The organism is Methylobacterium sp. 391_Methyba4 (genome assembly GCF_029691625.1).
Classification (GTDB): domain Bacteria; phylum Pseudomonadota; class Alphaproteobacteria; order Rhizobiales; family Beijerinckiaceae; genus Methylobacterium; species Methylobacterium fujisawaense.
In genome coordinates this window covers 2,548,695-2,564,388 of record NZ_CP121475.1, presented here as the reverse complement: position 1 = coordinate 2,564,388, position 15,694 = coordinate 2,548,695, and the positions used below count along the sequence as shown (strand labels likewise).

Below are 15,694 nucleotides of genomic sequence, written 5' to 3'. Positions count from 1 at the left end.
CCCGGTTGACCTCCCTCGCAGGGCGAGACCAATGTCGGGCCGCCGCGTGCGTGACGCGGCCGAACCGGACCGCGCATGCGCTCAGCCCTCACTCTGACGATCCTGCTCGCCCTGTCGGGGGCGGCGCTCGGCCAGCAGGCGGATCCGCCGGGTGGCGCAGGTCCGGATCCGGCCGCGGCCGCCGCAGGGCGATCGCGCCCGGCCCGCCCGCGGGTCCGGCACGCGCAGACCCCGAGCCAGCCGATCATGGTCTACGACGCGCGCATCGAGGCCGGCGACCTCCGGATCTCGGGCTCGGTGCGCAAGCCCGGGGCGATCGTGGTGCTGGACGACGACATCTCGATCCAGGCCGACCGGCGCGGACGGTTCACCTTCCGGCTGCCCTACCGGCCTTCGACCTGCGTGGTGACGCTGAAGGCGGAGCCGGACGAGCGGGAGGCGGTTGTGGCGAACTGCGCGCCGGAGGGTCCGCCCGGACCGCCCGGCCCTCAGGGTGTCGCAGGACCGCCCGGGGAGACGGGGGCCAAGGGCGAGGCCGGTCTCAAGGGCGATCAGGGGGCCAAGGGAGACCAAGGAGCCAAGGGCGAGCAGGGTCTCAAGGGCGATACGGGTCCTCAGGGCGAGACCGGTCCGAAAGGGGAGACCGGCCCCCAGGGCGCGGTCGGCCCGCAGGGCGCACCGGGCCCGAAGGGCGATGCCGGGGCCGCGGGCCTGCAGGGTCCTCCGGGCCCGCGGGGTCCGGTCGGACCGCAGGGCGGCCCGGGCCCGAAGGGCGAGGCCACAGCCGCCAGCTTGCGACCCGTGCGCAAATCCGATTGCCCGGGGGGCTGCACGATCACCTGCGGGACCGGCGAGATGCTGGTCACGGCCCATTGCCTCAAGGGTGGCGTGGCGGTCTATGACGGGGAGGGCGCCAGCTGCCCCGCGGACGCGTCCGGCATCGTCGGGTTCTGCACGCGGCCGTGAGGCGGGCGCGTCAGCCGCCGGTCTCGCGCAGCCAGTCGAGCATACCGGCAGCGGCCGCCCTTCCGCCCGCGAGGGCGCCCTGGAGCAGGTAGCCGCCGGTCGGCGCCTCCCAGTCGAGCATCTCCCCGGCCAGGAACAGGCCGGGATGGGCCCGCAGCATCGACCGTTCGTCGAGGGCGTCGAGCCGGACGCCGCCCGCCGTCGAGATCGCCCGCTCGATCGGCGCGGAGGCGGTGAGGGTGATGGGCGCGGCCTTGATCAACCCGGCCAGCGCCCCGGGATCCGCCGGGAGGGCGGCGCCGGTCGCCTCGCGCAGCAATCCCGCCGCAACGGGCGCGAGGCCCGCGGCTTTGCGCAGCCGGGTCGCGGCCGAGTCGCCCGGCCGGGCGCCGGACAGACGGCGGGCGAGGGCTTCCCGGGTGAGGTCGGGGCGGAGATCCACGACGAGCCGCGCGCTGCCCCCGGCCGCGATCGCTTCGCGTAAGAGGCGCGAGAGGGCGTAGATCGCTCCGCCCTCGATGCCGGTCTGCGTGATCACGGCCTCGCCCCGCACCACGGTGCCTTCGCAGGCGAGCGCCACCCGCTTCAGCGGTGCTCCGGAGAACCGCTCCCGGAACAGGTCGGACCACGCCACCGCGAAGCCGGCATTGGCCGGACGCAGGGGCGCCACCGCCACCCCGAGCCCTTCGAGGAGGGGCACCCAGCGCCCGTCCGAGCCGAGGCGCGGCCAGCTCGCACCGCCGAGCGCCAGCAGGGTGGCGCGGGGCCGGATCGCGCGCGGCCCGTCCGGGGTGTCGAAATGCAGCGTCCCGCCCAGGGCCGTGAGCCGGTGGCGGGTGTGGATCCGGACCCCGAGGCGGTCGAGCCGCGCCAGCCATGCCCGGAGCAGGGGCGAGGCCTTGAAGCTGCGCGGGAAGACGCGCCCGCTCGACCCGACGAAGGTCGGCTCGCCGAGTTCCGCGCACCACGCCCGCAGCGCGTCGGGCGGGAAGGCCGCGATGGCGGCATCGAGACAGCCATGCGGATGGTAGCGGGCGAGGAAGTCCGCCCGCGCCTCGCTGTGGGTGATGTTGAGGCCGCCGCGCCCGGCGATCAGCAGCTTGCGGGCGACCGAGGGCATGCGCTCGTAGACCGCGACCGCGCGGCCTGCGCCTCCCAGCACCTCGGCGGCGGCGAGCCCGGCCGGCCCGCCGCCCACGATGGCGATTGCATCCCTGTCATCCGGCATCCGCCGGGAGAGCGACAGGCCGCCAGTCCTGTCAAGGGCGAAGACCGGATCGGTGCCGGACGGCATGGGCTGCCCTCCGGCGCTGCGCTAAGGATCGATACGGCCGAGCGGAAGCTCTTCTTGGTCCCGGGCCTCGCGGATAGCGGCGGCCCGAGCCGCGGCCGCGGGCCGTCCGCCATCCCCTTTCGCCGCCCTGTCCCCATTCGCACCGGATGGTCGGCCGGCACGGCTCGGATCAGAGGCTCAGACACGTGGCCAGCCCCGCTGCCGTCACCGGAACCCCGGCGCAGACACAGGCGCAGACCGGCGCCCCTCAAGATCGCCTCAACCAGAGCGAGATCCGCGCGATCGTCTACGGCCTGATGACCGCGATGCTGCTCGCGGCCCTCGACCAGACCATCGTGGCGACCGCCATGCCGACCATCGGGCTCGACCTCGGGGACGCCGCCAACCTCCCCTGGATCGTCACCGCCTACCTGCTGGCCTCCACGGCGGTGACCCCGCTCTATGGCAAGCTCAGCGACATCCACGGCCGGCGGATCATGCTGCTGATCGCCATCGCGACCTTCGGGCTCGGGTCGCTGGCCTGCGCGCTCGCCCCCACGATGGTGACGCTGGCGCTGGCCCGGGGCCTCCAGGGGATCGGCGGCGGCGGGCTGATCGCGCTTTCCCAGACCATCCTGGCCGACATCATGTCGCCCAAGGAGCGCGCCCGCTATCAGGTGGTGATCGCGGGCGTGTTCGTGGCCGCCTCGGTGGCGGGGCCGCTGCTCGGGGGCCTCTTCGCCCAGCACCTGCACTGGTCGCTGATCTTCTGGATCAACCTGCCGATCGGCATCCTCGCCTTCGCGCTGACCAACGCCAACCTGAAGCGCCTGCCGCGCCACGACCGCCAGCACCGGCTGGACTGGCCCGGGGCCGCCCTGATGGTCGCGGGGTCTGTCACCCTCCTGCTGGCCCTGAGCTGGGGCGGCGTGCGCTATCCCTGGGGCTCGCCCACGATCCTCGCCCTCCTCGCCGGGGCGGCCGTACTGGCCGGCGGTTTCGCGGCGCGGCTCGCCACGGCGTCAGAGCCGCTGATCCCCACGGAGGTGCTCAAGGACCGGGTGGTCTACAGCGCGACGCTGGCCGCCTGCTTCGCCATGGGCACCTTCATCGGCCTCACCATCTATGTGCCGATCTTCCTCGAAGGGGTGATCGGGCTCTCGGCGAGCGAGTCCGGCGTGGCGCTGGTGCCGCTGATGATCGGCACCGTCACGGGCGCGACGCTGTCGGGCCGATCGATGCTGCATTTCCGGCACTACAAGCGCGTGCCCCTGGCGATGATGAGCCTCAGCCTCGCCTGCTGCGCCACCATCGCCTGGGAAGGCCGGGCGCTGCCCTTCTGGCTCATGGAGGTGCTGTTCGCGCTGCTCTCCATGGGCATCGGGACAATCCTGCCCCTCTCCACCATCGCCATCCAGAACGCGGTGGAACCGCACCAGCTCGGGATCGCCACCGCCGCGATGAACTTCTTCCGGTCGCTCGGCGGGGCGCTGATCGTGGCGGCTTTCGGCACGATCGTACTCGGCGGCGTCGCAGGCGGGGCAGGGAGCGGGACAGGAGGCCACGACGTGGAGAGCCTGATCCGCGGCGCGGACCCGGCGCAGCTCGCCCTGACCTTCCGTTTCGTCTTCCTGGCCGCCTGCCTCGGCCTGCTGGGCGCCTTCACGTTCCTGGCGCTGATGGAGGAGCGACCCCTGCGCGAACGCGCATCGCCGCGGATGGGCGGGGAACCGGCTACCGGCGACCCGGGCTGAGGGTTCGGAACCTCGGCTGCGGCGTCGCTCGGCCGGTGTGCTTGGCCGGTGCGGAGCGAAGACCGTCTCGGGGCACGTGGCGCTGCGATCGACGACGCTCTCGCAGATCCGGACCGTGCCGCCCGGCAAACGGATCCCTCGTCCACCCCGTCAACACACCGCACGCGCGGCTTTTCGATGGGGGCGTTGAGCGCCAGCAGATTGGTCTGTCCGGCGATCCCCTGGATCAGGGTTACGACCTCGCCGATCTGCGCGGCTTGTCCGCTCAACCCCTCCAGTACGGGTGCACGCCGTCCCGAACGCACCGCGAGAGCGGCCGAGCCGACTGAGCCGGCCCGGCCGGGCCGCACATCCGATCCAGGCGCCGCCCACCGGCACATTCCCGATGGAACCATCCGGGGGATGCAGGCCCGCATCCCCAGCCCTGCCCTTGATTCGCCCCGATCACCGCTTACCTCGCCCCTATCGGCTGCGGGCCCCTCTGGCGGGCGCTTCCCAGCGCCCGTGATGTCGGAGCCGATGCTTTCCTTCCGGAATCAGCATCAGGTCCCGCGCATGATGGACGTCCTCACCATCGAATGGCTCGGCAAGCCATTGTGGATGTGGCTCGGGTTCCACCTCCTGATCGCCGGCCTGCTCGCCTTCGACCTCGGACTCCTCCACCGCGACAAGGAGCACGAGATCGGCGTCCGGGAGAGCTTGGCTCTCACCGGCTTCTACCTCGCGCTGGGCCTGGCCTTCGGCGGCTGGATCTGGTGGTATCTGGGTCCCCAGTCCGGCGAGGAATACGTCACCGGACTCGTGGTCGAGAAGTCGCTGTCGATGGACAACGTCTTCGTCATCGCCATGATCCTCACGGCGCTCGGCGTCCCCCGGGCTGCCCAGCACCGGGTCCTCCTCTGGGGTATCCTGGCGGCGGTGCTGCTGCGCGGTCTGATGATCGGACTGGGCGCCGCGCTGGTGCACGAGGTGCACTGGGTTCTGTCCCTGTTCGCCGCCTTCCTGATCTATGCCGGCCTGAAGATCCTCGTCTCGGGCGACGAGGAGGAGGGCGACTTCCAGAACAGCGCCGTCGTGCGCTGGTTCAAGACCACCTTCCGGGTGACGCCGGAGCTGCACGGCCAGCGTTTCACGGTCCGCAAGACCGATCCGAAGACCGGCCGGGTCGCCCTGTACTTCACGCCGCTGGCCCTCGCCCTGGTGCTGGTGAACGGCGCCGACGTGATCTTCGCGGTCGACAGCGTGCCGGCGATCTTCGCAATCACCACCGACACGTTCGTGGTCTACACCTCCAACATCTTCGCGATCCTGGGCCTGCGCGCCCTCTACTTCGCCCTGGCCGCGATGGTCGACCGGTTCGCTTATCTCAAGACCGCGCTCGCCTTCATCCTGATCTTCATCGGCGCCAAGATCGTGGTGGCCGACACGTTCGGGCTCGTGACGGTTCCGCCATGGGTCTCGCTGGTGGTCACCCTGACGCTGCTGGCGGCCGGCGTCGCCTACAGCCTCTGGCGGACCCGGACCGACGCGCCGGATCAAGCGGACGCGGATCCCGTCCCTCCGCACGAGGCCCGGGCCCACCGCGCCTGAGGCGGGACCGGCGGTCCTCAGGCCGCCGGCAGGGCCGCGATCAGGTCGCGCAGGGTGGTGATGGTGGAGGCGTCGGCTACGCCATCCACCCGCGCCGGACGGAAATGACGCTGGAACGCGGTGATCACCGCCTGGGTGCGCGCGTCGAACAGGCCGGTCACCGGCTGGTCGTAGCCGTAGAGTGCGACCATCGCCTGCAGCGCCTCGACGGGCTGGCCGGCATCGCCCCGCGCGAAGAACCGGCCGTCCTGGAGGCGGGCCGGGGGCACGTAATGGCCCACCCCCGCCGCCGCGAGCCGGCTCCAGGGGAAGGTCTCGCCCGGATCCTCCTTGCGTTCGGGTGCGATGTCGGAATGGCCGAGCACCCGCTCCGGCGGGATCGGCCAGCGGCCGATGATGTCCCGGGCCAGGGCGATCACCGCTTCGATCTGCGCGTCCGGGTAGGACGGCAGGCCGCCGGCATGGCCCGGATGGACGATCTCGATCCCGATGGAGCGGGAATTGATATCGGTCTCGCCCTTCCAGGCCCCGGCGCCGGCATGCCAGGCCCGGCGGGCCTCCGGCACCATCTGGACGATGCCGCCATCTTCGAACACGAGATAGTGGGCCGAGACCTCGCTCAGCGGGTCGCGCAGCCGCGCCAGCGCGGCGGCCCCGCTGTCCATGCCGGTGTAATGCAGGACCAGCATGTCGAGCGGCCCCGCGCGCCGGGCTCCGTGGTTCGGCGAGGGCGCGACGCGGCGGGCGAGGGGCGTATCGGGGATGAGGCTCACCGCAGCCCGCGCTCCTGCGCGATCCGGTCGTAGGCCGCGTTGATCGCGGCGAGGCGCCGCGTGGCGATGGCCACCGCCTCCGTCGGCAGGCCGCGGGCGAGCGCCCGATCCGGGTGGTGCTCGGCGACCAGCGCGCGGTGGCGCGCCTTCACGGCGGCATCGTCCGCCTCCCGGTCGAGCCCGAGGACGCCGTAGGGATCGTCCGGGAGCCGCACGTGCCGGGCGGCGATGCGCCGGAACGCCACCTCATCGAAGCCGAAGATCCCCGATACCGCGCGCAGGTAGCGCTCCTCGGCCTCGTGGAGGGCCCCGTCGGCGCCGGCGATCTGGAACAGGCCGTCGAGCACGTCCTCCAGCAGCGCCGGCTCGTCGCCGAAGGTGGTCGCCAGCTGGTGCGCGTAGGCCTCGAAGCCGTTCGTGGTCTTCTTGGCGAGATCGAACAGGCGCTCCACGCCCGCCCGCGCGGACGGTTCAACCTGAATCACCCGGCCGAAGGCTTCGACCTCAGACGGCAGCACGACGCCGTCGGATTTCGCCATCTTGGCGGCGAGCGCCACGAGTCCGGTGGTGAACACGACGTCGCGCGGCGTCCGCCCGAAGGGTGCGCCGAGCCGGTCCAGCAGGAAATGGCCCGCGACCCCTCCGATCAGGGCCCCGAGCGGACCGCCGATCGCGAGGCCGATGCCGGCACCGCCGAGCTTCCCCCAGACGCCCTGAGACTTGGTCGCCTGGCTCATGGGCGGCCCGGTCTCGGCGCTGATCCTCGGCTCGGCTCTGTCATCGGGGCGGCGGGGTTCCGGCACCGGGACAGGCCCGGCCGAGCGACGGGATAGACCCTCCGCACGCCGCGAGGAAGGGCCGGGACGCGCCCGGCCCGCCCAGCTCAGTCTCGCTTAGCGGCAGTAGACGTTGCCGTAGGCGTCGCGATAGGTGCCGTAGGGGCAGCGCGGCGCGGTCGAGGCGCCCACGATGGCACCGCCGGCGCCGCCGATCGCGGCACCCGCCAGGGCACCGCCCGCGCGGCCGGTGGCCGCCGCACCGATCGCCGCACCGGTCAGGGCGCCGAGGCCCGCACCGCCCAGAGCCCGGTCTTCCGGGGTGTTGCAGCCGGCGAGCGAGAGGGCGGCGATGGTGGCGAGGGCGGCTGCCGTCAGCTTCTTCATGGTCCCCAGAACTCCCTTGTGAATCCGGTCCGGCCGGTGGCCGTGATCGTTGCGGATCGCGTCGAGCTTAGCAGGAAAGGAATGCCGGCCATACGGCTAAGGTTCCATCGGCCGCGAGACGAGTTGCGTCGGGTTCCCGTCTCGCCCTATGCCACGGTTCCGAGGCGGTGCTCCGGCCGGGATGCCGTAGCCCCCTATCCGGCACCACGTCCGGCATCAGTCCGGCACCATGTCCGAGGGTCCCATGCCGACAGCCACCACGATCGTCCGCCGGGCCGCGGTGCGCGCCGACCGCGTCGCCGACACGGTGACCCTCGACCGCGCGGCCCGGGATGCCGTCACGGGACCCCTGGTCGCCGAGGGCGGTCTCGGCTTCGACGTCGCGCTCACCAAGGCGGCGGCGCTCGAGGACGGCGACGCCTTGCGCCTCGACGACGGCCGGCTCGTCGCGGTGCGGGCGGCCGCCGAGGATCTCTTGGAGGTGCGCGCCGAGAATCCGGCCCGCCTGCTGCGCCTGGCCTGGCAGCTCGGCGGCAGCCACGTGGATGCCGAGATCGGCGCGGACGTGCTCTACGTGCCGGCGACACCCGCTGCGGCCGAGCTGGTCCGCGGGCAGGGCTGCGTCGCGACCCCGGTCTCCCGCGCCTTCCGGCCCGAGCACGCCGCCCACGATCACAGCACCTGCGGGCACGATCACGGGCACGATCATCATGCCCACGCTCATCACGACCATGATCATCACGGTCACGGTCACGGTCACGGGCATGATCACGATCACGCGCACGACCATGGCCACAGCCACGATCACAGCCACGATCACGAGCACGGGCACCAGAAGCACGGCCATGATCATGCCCACGATCACGGCCACGTGCATGGTCCGGGCTGCGGCTGCGGCCACGATCACTAGCGTTTGAGCCCGGCCCGGCCCGGAGCGGCGCTCGGGGACCGGGGCGGTCAGGCAGGACCGGTCAGGAATCCTGCGCCGGCGCCGGAACGCGGACGGCCCGCCGCCGTCACTCCGCCGGGACGAAGCGCAGCGTGCCGGCGCGCCGCGTGGGCTGGCCGGTGTCGTTCGTGTGATTGACGCCGTCCATCACCGGGACCTCCGGAAAGTCGAAGGGGCTGACCCCGTCCAGGCAGGCCACGTTGACCGCGTGGACGTTCGGGTCCGACCGCCGCTGATGATGCGTGCAGACGCCGCAGCGGGAACAGAAGAAATGCTGCGCCGCCCCGGTATGGAACCGGTAGGTCGTCAGCGCCTCCGCACCCTGCAGGATCCTCACCCCGCCCGGCCGCGCCATGGCGACGACGGCGCCGCGCATGCGGCAGTAGGAGCAGGTGCACCGGCGGATCGACGCGAGATCGTCGCCGAGGGCCGCCTCGAAGCGCACGGCCCCGCAATGGCAGCGGCCGGACCGGATCGTCGCATCGTCCGCCATGGTGCTGGGCCTTCCGTGCGATTTCCTGCGATCCGGCTCGGCGACAGATCCGGTCGGCGCCCCGAAGTCTAGGTTTCGGGCGCCATGCGAACAATCGCCAAGTCGTCACGCGGCGTATCAGGAAAACTCACGCTGTGCCTCCGGGAGGCCGGGAGCCCTGCCGGTCACAGGCGTTTCGGCACGGGCCTGCGGCAGTACAGGCGCGCCGCCTCGGCGGACAGGCCGTCCTGGGCGGCCACGCACTGGTCGAGGGTGAGGCCGATGCTGGCCGCATAGGACTCGTTGGGCGACAGCGCCGCGCGGGCGAGCGCCGCGAGGTACAGCAGGAAGGCCGCGACCGCGACGATCAGCGCCGCGACGACGGCGCGGTTCAGCAGCATCGCCGGCGTCCGCTCACGGGATCCCGACCAGAAGCAGCGCGAGCACGAGCACCGTCAGCCCCGCCCCGATCAGCGCCACGGCGGTGTAGTCGCGTCCGGACCGCCGCAGGGATTTGCGGCCGGGCCGGACCGTGATCCGCCCCTTGGATCCCTGTCCCGGGTCCCCATCCCGGGGCGGGCTCACTGCAGCAGGCCCCACAGGCCCGTGGCCAAGCCGAAGGTGAGCGAGAGCATCGCTGCGTAGAGCAGGACGCGATCGATCACGCGGGCGACCCGATCCTCCGGCTGAACCTCGATCATGGCGGGACCTCCTCGGAGCGAGATTGACGAACGCCTGTTGCTGACCTGTGTCGGCCCATCGCGGGCAGACGGACTCGTGTTGCACCGGCGGGGCGGGGCCGGACGGGGGCGCGGCGCCGCGGCGCCGGAACACCCGGGAGGCCGTGCGGTTGGACCGGCACCCCCACCGGAGACGACGCGTGACCACGAATCCGCTGCACAAGTATCCCCGCCCGCCCTTCGCGGCGCAGCCCCAGAGCTTCCCCGGCAAGACCGGGCGCATGGAGCCGGAACCCGACCATGGCGAGACGAGCTACAAGGGCTCGGGCAAGCTGACCGGCCAGGCGGCGCTGATCACCGGCGGCGATTCCGGCATCGGCCGCGCGGTCGCCATCGCCTTCGCCCGGGAGGGTGCGGACGTCGCCATCTCCTACCTGCCGGACGAGCAGGCCGACGCGGAGGCGGTCGCCCAGTGGATCGAGAAGGCGGGACGGCGCGCGCTGCTCCTGCCGGGCGACCTCAAGGACGCCGCCTACGGGCGCCAGATCGTCGCCCGCACGGTGGAGACGTTCGGGCGCCTCGACGTGCTGGTCAACAACGGCGCGTTCCAGCAGCCGAACGCGGACCTCGCCGGAATCGACGACGCCGTGTTCGAGGATCATTTCCGCACCAACGTGTTCGGGGCGTTCTACGTGACCAAGGCGGCCCTCGCCCATCTGAAACCCGGCGCCTCGGTGATCTTCACCTCCTCGGTGAATTCCAAGCATCCGATGCCGTCGCTCCTCGCCTACAGCGCCACCAAGGGTGCGCTGAGCAACATGGTGCTGAGCCTCGCCCAGCTGCTCGCCGAAACGGGCGTGCGCGTGAACGGCGTGCTGCCCGGGCCGATCTGGACGCCGTTCATTCCCTCCGGGATGAGCCAGGATTCGGTGAAATCCTTCGGCAGCCAAGTGCCGTTCGGCCGCCCCGGACAACCGGCCGAACTCGCCTCGGCCTACGTGATGCTGGCCTCGGAGGAGAGCAGCTACACGTCGGGTGCGCTCGTCACGGTGGCGGGAGCCATGCCGGTGCTCTGACGCGCCGCGTCGGACGGGCATCCGCCACGGTGGTGCCCATCCGACGCGACCGCGCACTCAGGCGGCCCGCATCTCGGCGAGGAAGCGCATGACCTCGGACCGCAGGGCCTCGGCGCTGCGGCAGACGTCGCCGGCCGCCGCGCCGACCTCCCCGGCCACGCGTTGCGTCGCCTCCGCGGCCGATGAGGCCGAGACCACGTTCTGGCTCACCGAATCGGTGCCCTGGGCGGCCTGGTCGATGTTCTGCGAGATGTGCCCCGTGGCGACCCGCTGCTGCTCGACCGCCGCCGCGATCGCGCTGGCGATGGCGTTCATCGTGTCGACCGTGCCGCCGATGGCGTGCACCGCGTTGACGGCCTCCATGGTCTCGCCCTGGATCGCGGCGATCTGCGCGGTGATCTCCTCGGTGGCCTTCGCGGTCTGTCCGGCCAGCCCCTTCACCTCGGCGGCGACCACCGCGAAACCCCGCCCCGACTCGCCGGCCCGCGCCGCCTCGATGGTCGCGTTGAGCGCCAGGAGGTTCGTCTGCTCGGCGATCGCCGAGATGATCCGCACGACCTCCCCGATCTTCTCCGCGGCCCCGGCGAGCCCGCGGATCTGCCGGTCGGTCCGCTCCGCCTCCGTCACCGCCTGACCGGCGATCTCGGCCGACTTGGCGACCTGGCCGCTGATCTCCCCGATCGAGGCGGACAGCTCCTCGGTGGCGGCCGCCACCGTCTGCACGTTGGCCGCCGCCTGCTGCGCAGACCCGGCCGCCGAGCCGGCCTGCTGCGCCGCCTCCGCGGCGGTCTCCGACATCGCCCGGCAGGCTTCCCGCATCCCGGCCGCCGCGGTGTCGACCCGCGCCAGCAACTGGCTCGCCTCGGCATCGAAGCTGCGGGTCACCGCCTCCACCCAGTGGGCGCGCTCCTGCCGCCGCTCCTGCTCGGCCCGCTGCTCGGCCGATAGAGTCTGGGCCTGGATCATGCTGTCCCGGAACACGCCGGCGGCCTCGGCCATCTGGCCGATCTCATCGCGCCGGCCGCGCCCCGGGATGGCGACATCCATCTCGCCGCCTGCGAGCCGCCGCAGGGCGGCCGTGAACGCGCTCAGGGGGCGCGTGATGCTGCGTGCCAGCAGAAACCCGACCACCCCGACCCCGATGGCGAGCGGGACCAGCCAGAGCAAGGTGGTGACGATCCGTGCCCGGTCCAAGGCGTGGATGTCGTCCACGTACAGGGCGGAGTTGATGACCCATTGCCAGGGCTCGTAGGCGAGCGAGTAGGCGACCTTCGGCGCGGGCTCGGTCTCACCGAGGCGGGCCCAACGGTACTCGGTGAAGCCGCCGCCCTCCTGAGCGTGCCGGATCATCGTCCAGACGAAGGTCTTCTTCATCGCCGCGTCGTCGCGGGACCGCGTGCCCTCGATCTTGGGATCGGGATGCACGACGTTGCGGCCGATATCGCCCGGGGTCGAGCTATAGACGAAGACGTAGTCGCCACCGTTGTAGCGCATCGCCCGCAGCGCGTCGGCAGCGCGCCGCCGCGCCTCGTCGGCCGTCATCGCGCCGGCCTCCGCCTGCTTGGCAAACGTCGCCACGATGCTGTGGGCCGACTCGACCTGGGCGCGGATGGCGGCCTTGCGGCCGTCCATCATCACTCCGCCGATGGAGGAGACCTGCACACCCACGATCGATATGAATGCCAACATTATCCCGCCTATAATATAGAAGACCTTTTTCCCGATAGTCATTTCTGTTAATTCCCAATATAAATTGGCAAAATACGCACCTGCGCGAGACAGAATCAAATGCTCCACGGCACCGCACCGGCCCATCATCTTCTTTACATTGGAATGATTCCATGCCGGCCGCACATGGGAGCCATGCTGCGGCCCGGTTTTCACCGACATGGTGCGATCGCCGAGGGATTTACTGGCCGGCCGGACCACGCGCCTGACCGAGCCCGCGCCTCACCGAGCCAAAGGCCAGCCGCGACGCCGGCGACGGACTGACCGGCACCGCACGGCGTTTCGCCGGGCGGCCTCCCGTGGTATCCGGCGCCCTCCCGCGCCATCGGCCGGACCCCGGACGCGCGGCCTCCGGCGGGACGCATGGCGGGCGGGATACGGGTCACAGCACGGATCAGGGAACGTGACGGCGGCTGACGAACGCGGCGCACTGGCGGGATGGCGGTTTTCCGTCGCCCCGATGATGGACTGGACGGACCGGCATTGCCGGGCCTTCCACCGGTCCCTCTCGGCGCGCGCCCGGCTCTACACCGAGATGGTGACCACCGGCGCAGTGCTGCACGGGCCGCGGGAGCGCCTGCTCGGCTTCGCGGATGTCGAGCACCCGGTGGCGGTCCAGCTCGGCGGCTCGGATCCGGCGGACTTGGCGCAGGCCGCGCGGATCGCCGCGGATTTCGGCTACGACGAGGTCAATCTCAATGTCGGCTGCCCCTCGGACCGGGTGCAGGAGGGCCGCTTCGGCGCCTGCCTGATGCGCGAGCCGGCCCTTGTGGGCGACTGCGTCGCCGCCCTGAAGGCGGCGGTCTCCGTGCCGGTCACGGTGAAGTGCCGGATCGGCGTCGACGACCAGGATCCCGAGGCCGCGCTCGACACCCTGGCCGACGCCGTGATGGCGGCGGGCGTCGACGGGCTGATCGTCCATGCGCGCAAGGCTTGGCTCCAGGGGCTCTCGCCCAAGGAGAACCGGGACGTGCCGCCTCTCGATTACGGACGCGCGGCCCGGCTGAAGCAGCGGCTGCCCGGCCTGCCGATCGCGGTCAATGGCGGCCTGCGCGACCTGGACGCCGCGCGGGCGCGGCTCGCCGAGGTCGACGGCGTGATGGTCGGCCGCGCCGCCTATACCGAGCCGGCGCTGCTGCTCGGTGTCGATCCCGACCTCTTCGGCGTGCCGGCACCGGCCCCCGACGCTTTCGCGGCGATCGCGACATTCGAGCCCTATATCGCAGCGACCCTGGCCCGGGGCGAGCGGCTGCACGCGGTGACGCGGCACATGCTCGGTCTGTTCAACGGCCGGCCGGGGGCGCGGGCCTACCGACGCCATCTCTCGACCCACGGCATGCGCCCGGAGGCGGACCTCGCGACCCTGCGGGAGGCGGTGGCGCTGGTCTCCCGCGCGGCGCCCGAAGAAGCCCGCGCGGCCTGAGCGGCGGCCCGGTCAGGGACGCCGCAGGATCAGGCGGTCGCCCCGCACCTCGTAGCCGGACAGCCGCGACAGGAAGGTCTGGCCGAGGAGGTTCGCGGAGAGCGCGCCGGGCTTGGCCACCATGGCGTTGACCCGCCGCTCGGTGATCGTGCCGACGCTGAGCGAGTCGAGCTGGGTCGGCGCCGCGTAGGTGATGCCGTTGGCGGTGGAGACGCGGGCGGTGAAATCGGCGGGCGCGGGGGTGAGGCCGAGGGCGGCGGCGTTCTCGGCGGTGAGCACGACGCTGCTCGCCCCGGTGTCGAACAGGAAGGGCTGCACCCGGCCGTTCACCTCGGCATCGACGCGGAAATCGCCGTCCGCCCGCCGGGTGACGGTGACGGACCCGTCGGCGCCCGGGGTCGCACTCCCCGGCCGGAGATCGCCGAGCACCCGGGCGCCGACATCCTGGATCCGGTCGCGGTAGCTGTAGCCGATCACGAGGGCGAGGCCGATCAGCCCCCAGGCCAGGAGCGCCTGCAGGTTCGCGCCGAGCCGCGCCGTGAATTGCCGCCAGAATCCGGCCACCACCAGGAGCAGGATCGTGCCGGTCCAGGCGAGGTTGGCGAGCTGATCGGGCCCGATCACGCCGCCGACGCTGTCGCTGCCGTCGCTGAGGACCAGGGCGACGGCCACCAGGGCGAGGGCGGCGAGGCCGAGATAGATCATGACGGCAGCGGCGCTTCCAGAGGCGTGAGGCCGGCGGCCCGCATCCGGGCTTCGAGCCCCGCCATGACGGTGCGGCGCTGCATCTCCGACAGCGCCCCCCAGGCGGCGATCTCGTCGCGGGTCCGCCCGCAGCCGCAGCACAATCCGGTCGGGGCGTCGAGCACGCAGACCTTGGTGCAGGGCGAGGAGGGTTTTGGCGCGGGCGGCATCGGGAAACCTTGGGCGGGGGATCGTGGCCGGGTCAAGACGCGTTGGCGTCCTCACTCCGCCCAAGCCGCCACCAGGGCCAGCAGCGCGGCGATCTCCGCGACCTGCTGGCAGGCGCCGATCACGTCCCCGGTCTGCCCCCCGATCCTGGCGCGGGCGAGCCGGGTCAGGGCCAAAGCCGCGAGGCCGGCGCACAGGATCATCGACACGACGCCGCCGAACGGCAGGCCGAGCGGCACGGCGCCGAGGGCCAGCATCGCACCGAGGCCGAGGGCGGTGGCGAGGCTCGCCCGGTCCGGGCGCCCCACTGCGGCGGCGAGCCCGCCGGGCCGGGCCGGCTCCAGCAGCACCATCGGGGCGAGGGCGGCGACCCGCGACAGGGCGGCGGCCAGGATCAGGCCGGTGACGGCGGCGTACCCGGTCCGGTCGAGGAGCGTGGCCAGGGCGCCGATCCGCAGGGCCAGGGCCAGGACCAGGGCCGCGCCCCCGTAGGCGCCGATCCGGCTGTCGCGCATGATCTCCAGGCGGCGCTCCCGGGTGGTGCCGCCGCCGAACCCGTCGGCGACGTCGGCGAGCCCGTCCTCGTGCAGGGCGCCCGTGGCCACCACCAGTATGGCGATGGCGAGCGTCGCGGCCAGGAACGGCCCGAGCCCGATCCACCAGCCGCCGGCCAGGACCAGGGCCGCGGGCAGGGCCAGGATCAGGCCGGCCAGCGGCAGCATCCGGGGCAGGGTGGTGAAGTCGGGGCTGCGATGCGGGTCCGGCTCGCCGGGCAGTTGCGGCACCGGCAGGCGGGAGTAGAAGCGCAGGCACCCGGCGAGGTCGTAGAGGGCGCCGCGCCCGGGCCAGTCGGCCTCCCCGCCGGTCTGCCTGTTCATCGCGGTCTCTCGCATCCGCCCGCCACCGCGCGCCGGTCCATTATAGTCTCCCCGTCC

Annotated in this window: 17 protein-coding genes and 1 pseudogene; 6 read left to right on the top strand and 12 right to left on the bottom strand. The window is 72.4% G+C overall.

Annotated features, from left to right (window positions below; genetic code table 11):
- Nucleotides 1–75 precede the first annotated feature (75 nt).
- Nucleotides 76–966, top strand: a complete 891-nt coding sequence (locus P9K36_RS11905; RefSeq protein WP_043357140.1) for a collagen-like protein — start codon at nt 76–78, stop codon at nt 964–966.
- A 10-nt stretch (nt 967–976) separates the two neighbouring features.
- Here the strand turns inward: P9K36_RS11905 and P9K36_RS11900 are convergent, their stop codons facing one another.
- Nucleotides 977–2,194: a TIGR03862 family flavoprotein gene (locus tag P9K36_RS11900; protein ID WP_043382052.1), complete on the bottom strand. Its 1,218-nt coding sequence runs from the start codon at nt 2,192–2,194 to the stop codon at nt 977–979.
- 251 nt (nt 2,195–2,445) lie between these two features.
- Between P9K36_RS11900 and P9K36_RS11895 the strand changes: the two genes are divergently transcribed.
- Nucleotides 2,446–3,993 (top strand): MDR family MFS transporter, encoded by a 1,548-nt coding sequence (locus P9K36_RS11895; protein ID WP_043757209.1) that lies wholly within the window; start codon nt 2,446–2,448, stop codon nt 3,991–3,993.
- 173 nt (nt 3,994–4,166) lie between these two features.
- Here the strand turns inward: P9K36_RS11895 and P9K36_RS11890 are convergent.
- A pseudogene (locus P9K36_RS11890) lies at nt 4,167–4,280 on the bottom strand (methyl-accepting chemotaxis protein); the annotation flags it as partial.
- Nucleotides 4,281–4,548: 268 nt separating this feature from the next.
- On the opposite strand from P9K36_RS11890, the gene P9K36_RS11885 reads away from it, so the two are divergent.
- Complete coding sequence (locus P9K36_RS11885; protein WP_043761125.1) at nt 4,549–5,583, top strand: TerC family protein; 1,035 nt, start codon at nt 4,549–4,551, stop codon at nt 5,581–5,583.
- Between the two features lie 17 nt (nt 5,584–5,600).
- Here P9K36_RS11885 and P9K36_RS11880 read toward each other — a convergent pair whose 3' ends face one another.
- The 3 genes from P9K36_RS11880 to P9K36_RS11870 form a co-directional block, all read right to left on the bottom strand.
- Complete coding sequence (locus P9K36_RS11880) at nt 5,601–6,356, bottom strand: N-acetylmuramoyl-L-alanine amidase (protein WP_043757206.1); 756 nt, start codon at nt 6,354–6,356, stop codon at nt 5,601–5,603.
- Complete coding sequence (locus P9K36_RS11875) at nt 6,353–7,093, bottom strand: TerB family tellurite resistance protein (protein WP_043757203.1); 741 nt, start codon at nt 7,091–7,093, stop codon at nt 6,353–6,355. Before P9K36_RS11875 ends, P9K36_RS11880 begins: the two co-directional genes overlap by 4 nt.
- Nucleotides 7,094–7,249: 156 nt before the next feature.
- The gene (locus P9K36_RS11870; protein WP_043347377.1) at nt 7,250–7,519 is read right to left on the bottom strand and encodes a hypothetical protein; all 270 of its coding nucleotides are present in this window, start codon (nt 7,517–7,519) and stop codon (nt 7,250–7,252) included.
- Between the two features lie 244 nt (nt 7,520–7,763).
- Between P9K36_RS11870 and P9K36_RS11865 the strand changes: the two genes are divergently transcribed.
- Entirely contained in the window at nt 7,764–8,429 is a 666-nt protein-coding gene (locus P9K36_RS11865; RefSeq protein ID WP_278307110.1) for an urease accessory protein UreE, read from the top strand.
- A gap of 106 nt (nt 8,430–8,535) precedes the next feature.
- On the opposite strand, the gene P9K36_RS11860 is transcribed toward P9K36_RS11865, so the two are convergent.
- The 3 genes from P9K36_RS11860 to P9K36_RS11850 all read right to left on the bottom strand — a co-directional run bounded on the left by P9K36_RS11860 (nt 8,536) and on the right by P9K36_RS11850 (nt 9,525).
- Nucleotides 8,536–8,961 carry a GFA family protein gene (locus P9K36_RS11860; RefSeq protein ID WP_043757197.1) on the bottom strand — a complete coding sequence of 142 codons (426 nt, stop codon included), beginning with the start codon at nt 8,959–8,961 and terminating at the stop codon, nt 8,536–8,538.
- Nucleotides 8,962–9,125: 164 nt separating this feature from the next.
- Nucleotides 9,126–9,341 carry a hypothetical protein gene (locus P9K36_RS11855; protein WP_043757194.1) on the bottom strand — a complete coding sequence of 72 codons (216 nt, stop codon included), beginning with the start codon at nt 9,339–9,341 and terminating at the stop codon, nt 9,126–9,128.
- 13 nt (nt 9,342–9,354) lie between these two features.
- Nucleotides 9,355–9,525, bottom strand: coding sequence for a hypothetical protein (locus P9K36_RS11850; protein ID WP_278307109.1), 171 nt, complete (start codon nt 9,523–9,525; stop codon nt 9,355–9,357).
- Between the two features lie 295 nt (nt 9,526–9,820).
- Between P9K36_RS11850 and P9K36_RS11845 the strand changes: the two genes are divergently transcribed.
- Nucleotides 9,821–10,696, top strand: coding sequence for an SDR family oxidoreductase (locus tag P9K36_RS11845; RefSeq protein WP_043757189.1), 876 nt, complete (start codon nt 9,821–9,823; stop codon nt 10,694–10,696).
- 57 nt (nt 10,697–10,753) lie between these two features.
- Here the strand turns inward: P9K36_RS11845 and P9K36_RS11840 are convergent, their stop codons facing one another.
- On the bottom strand, nt 10,754–12,385 hold the full coding sequence (locus P9K36_RS11840; RefSeq protein ID WP_083683417.1) for a cache domain-containing protein: 1,632 nt from the start codon (nt 12,383–12,385) through the stop codon (nt 10,754–10,756).
- Between the two features lie 499 nt (nt 12,386–12,884).
- Between P9K36_RS11840 and dusA the strand changes: the two genes are divergently transcribed.
- The gene (gene dusA, locus P9K36_RS11835) at nt 12,885–13,847 is read left to right on the top strand and encodes a tRNA dihydrouridine(20/20a) synthase DusA (protein WP_043381972.1); all 963 of its coding nucleotides are present in this window, start codon (nt 12,885–12,887) and stop codon (nt 13,845–13,847) included.
- 12 nt (nt 13,848–13,859) lie between these two features.
- On the opposite strand, the gene P9K36_RS11830 is transcribed toward dusA, so the two are convergent.
- From P9K36_RS11830 to cobS, 3 genes are read right to left on the bottom strand one after another with little or no spacing between them, the layout of a single operon-like run.
- Complete coding sequence (locus P9K36_RS11830; RefSeq protein WP_043355874.1) at nt 13,860–14,552, bottom strand: TIGR02281 family clan AA aspartic protease; 693 nt, start codon at nt 14,550–14,552, stop codon at nt 13,860–13,862.
- Complete coding sequence (locus P9K36_RS11825; protein ID WP_043381978.1) at nt 14,549–14,761, bottom strand: DUF1289 domain-containing protein; 213 nt, start codon at nt 14,759–14,761, stop codon at nt 14,549–14,551. Before P9K36_RS11825 ends, P9K36_RS11830 begins: the two co-directional genes overlap by 4 nt.
- A 51-nt stretch (nt 14,762–14,812) precedes the next feature.
- The gene (gene cobS / locus P9K36_RS11820) at nt 14,813–15,637 is read right to left on the bottom strand and encodes an adenosylcobinamide-GDP ribazoletransferase (RefSeq protein ID WP_043757185.1); all 825 of its coding nucleotides are present in this window, start codon (nt 15,635–15,637) and stop codon (nt 14,813–14,815) included.
- Nucleotides 15,638–15,694 lie beyond the last annotated feature (57 nt).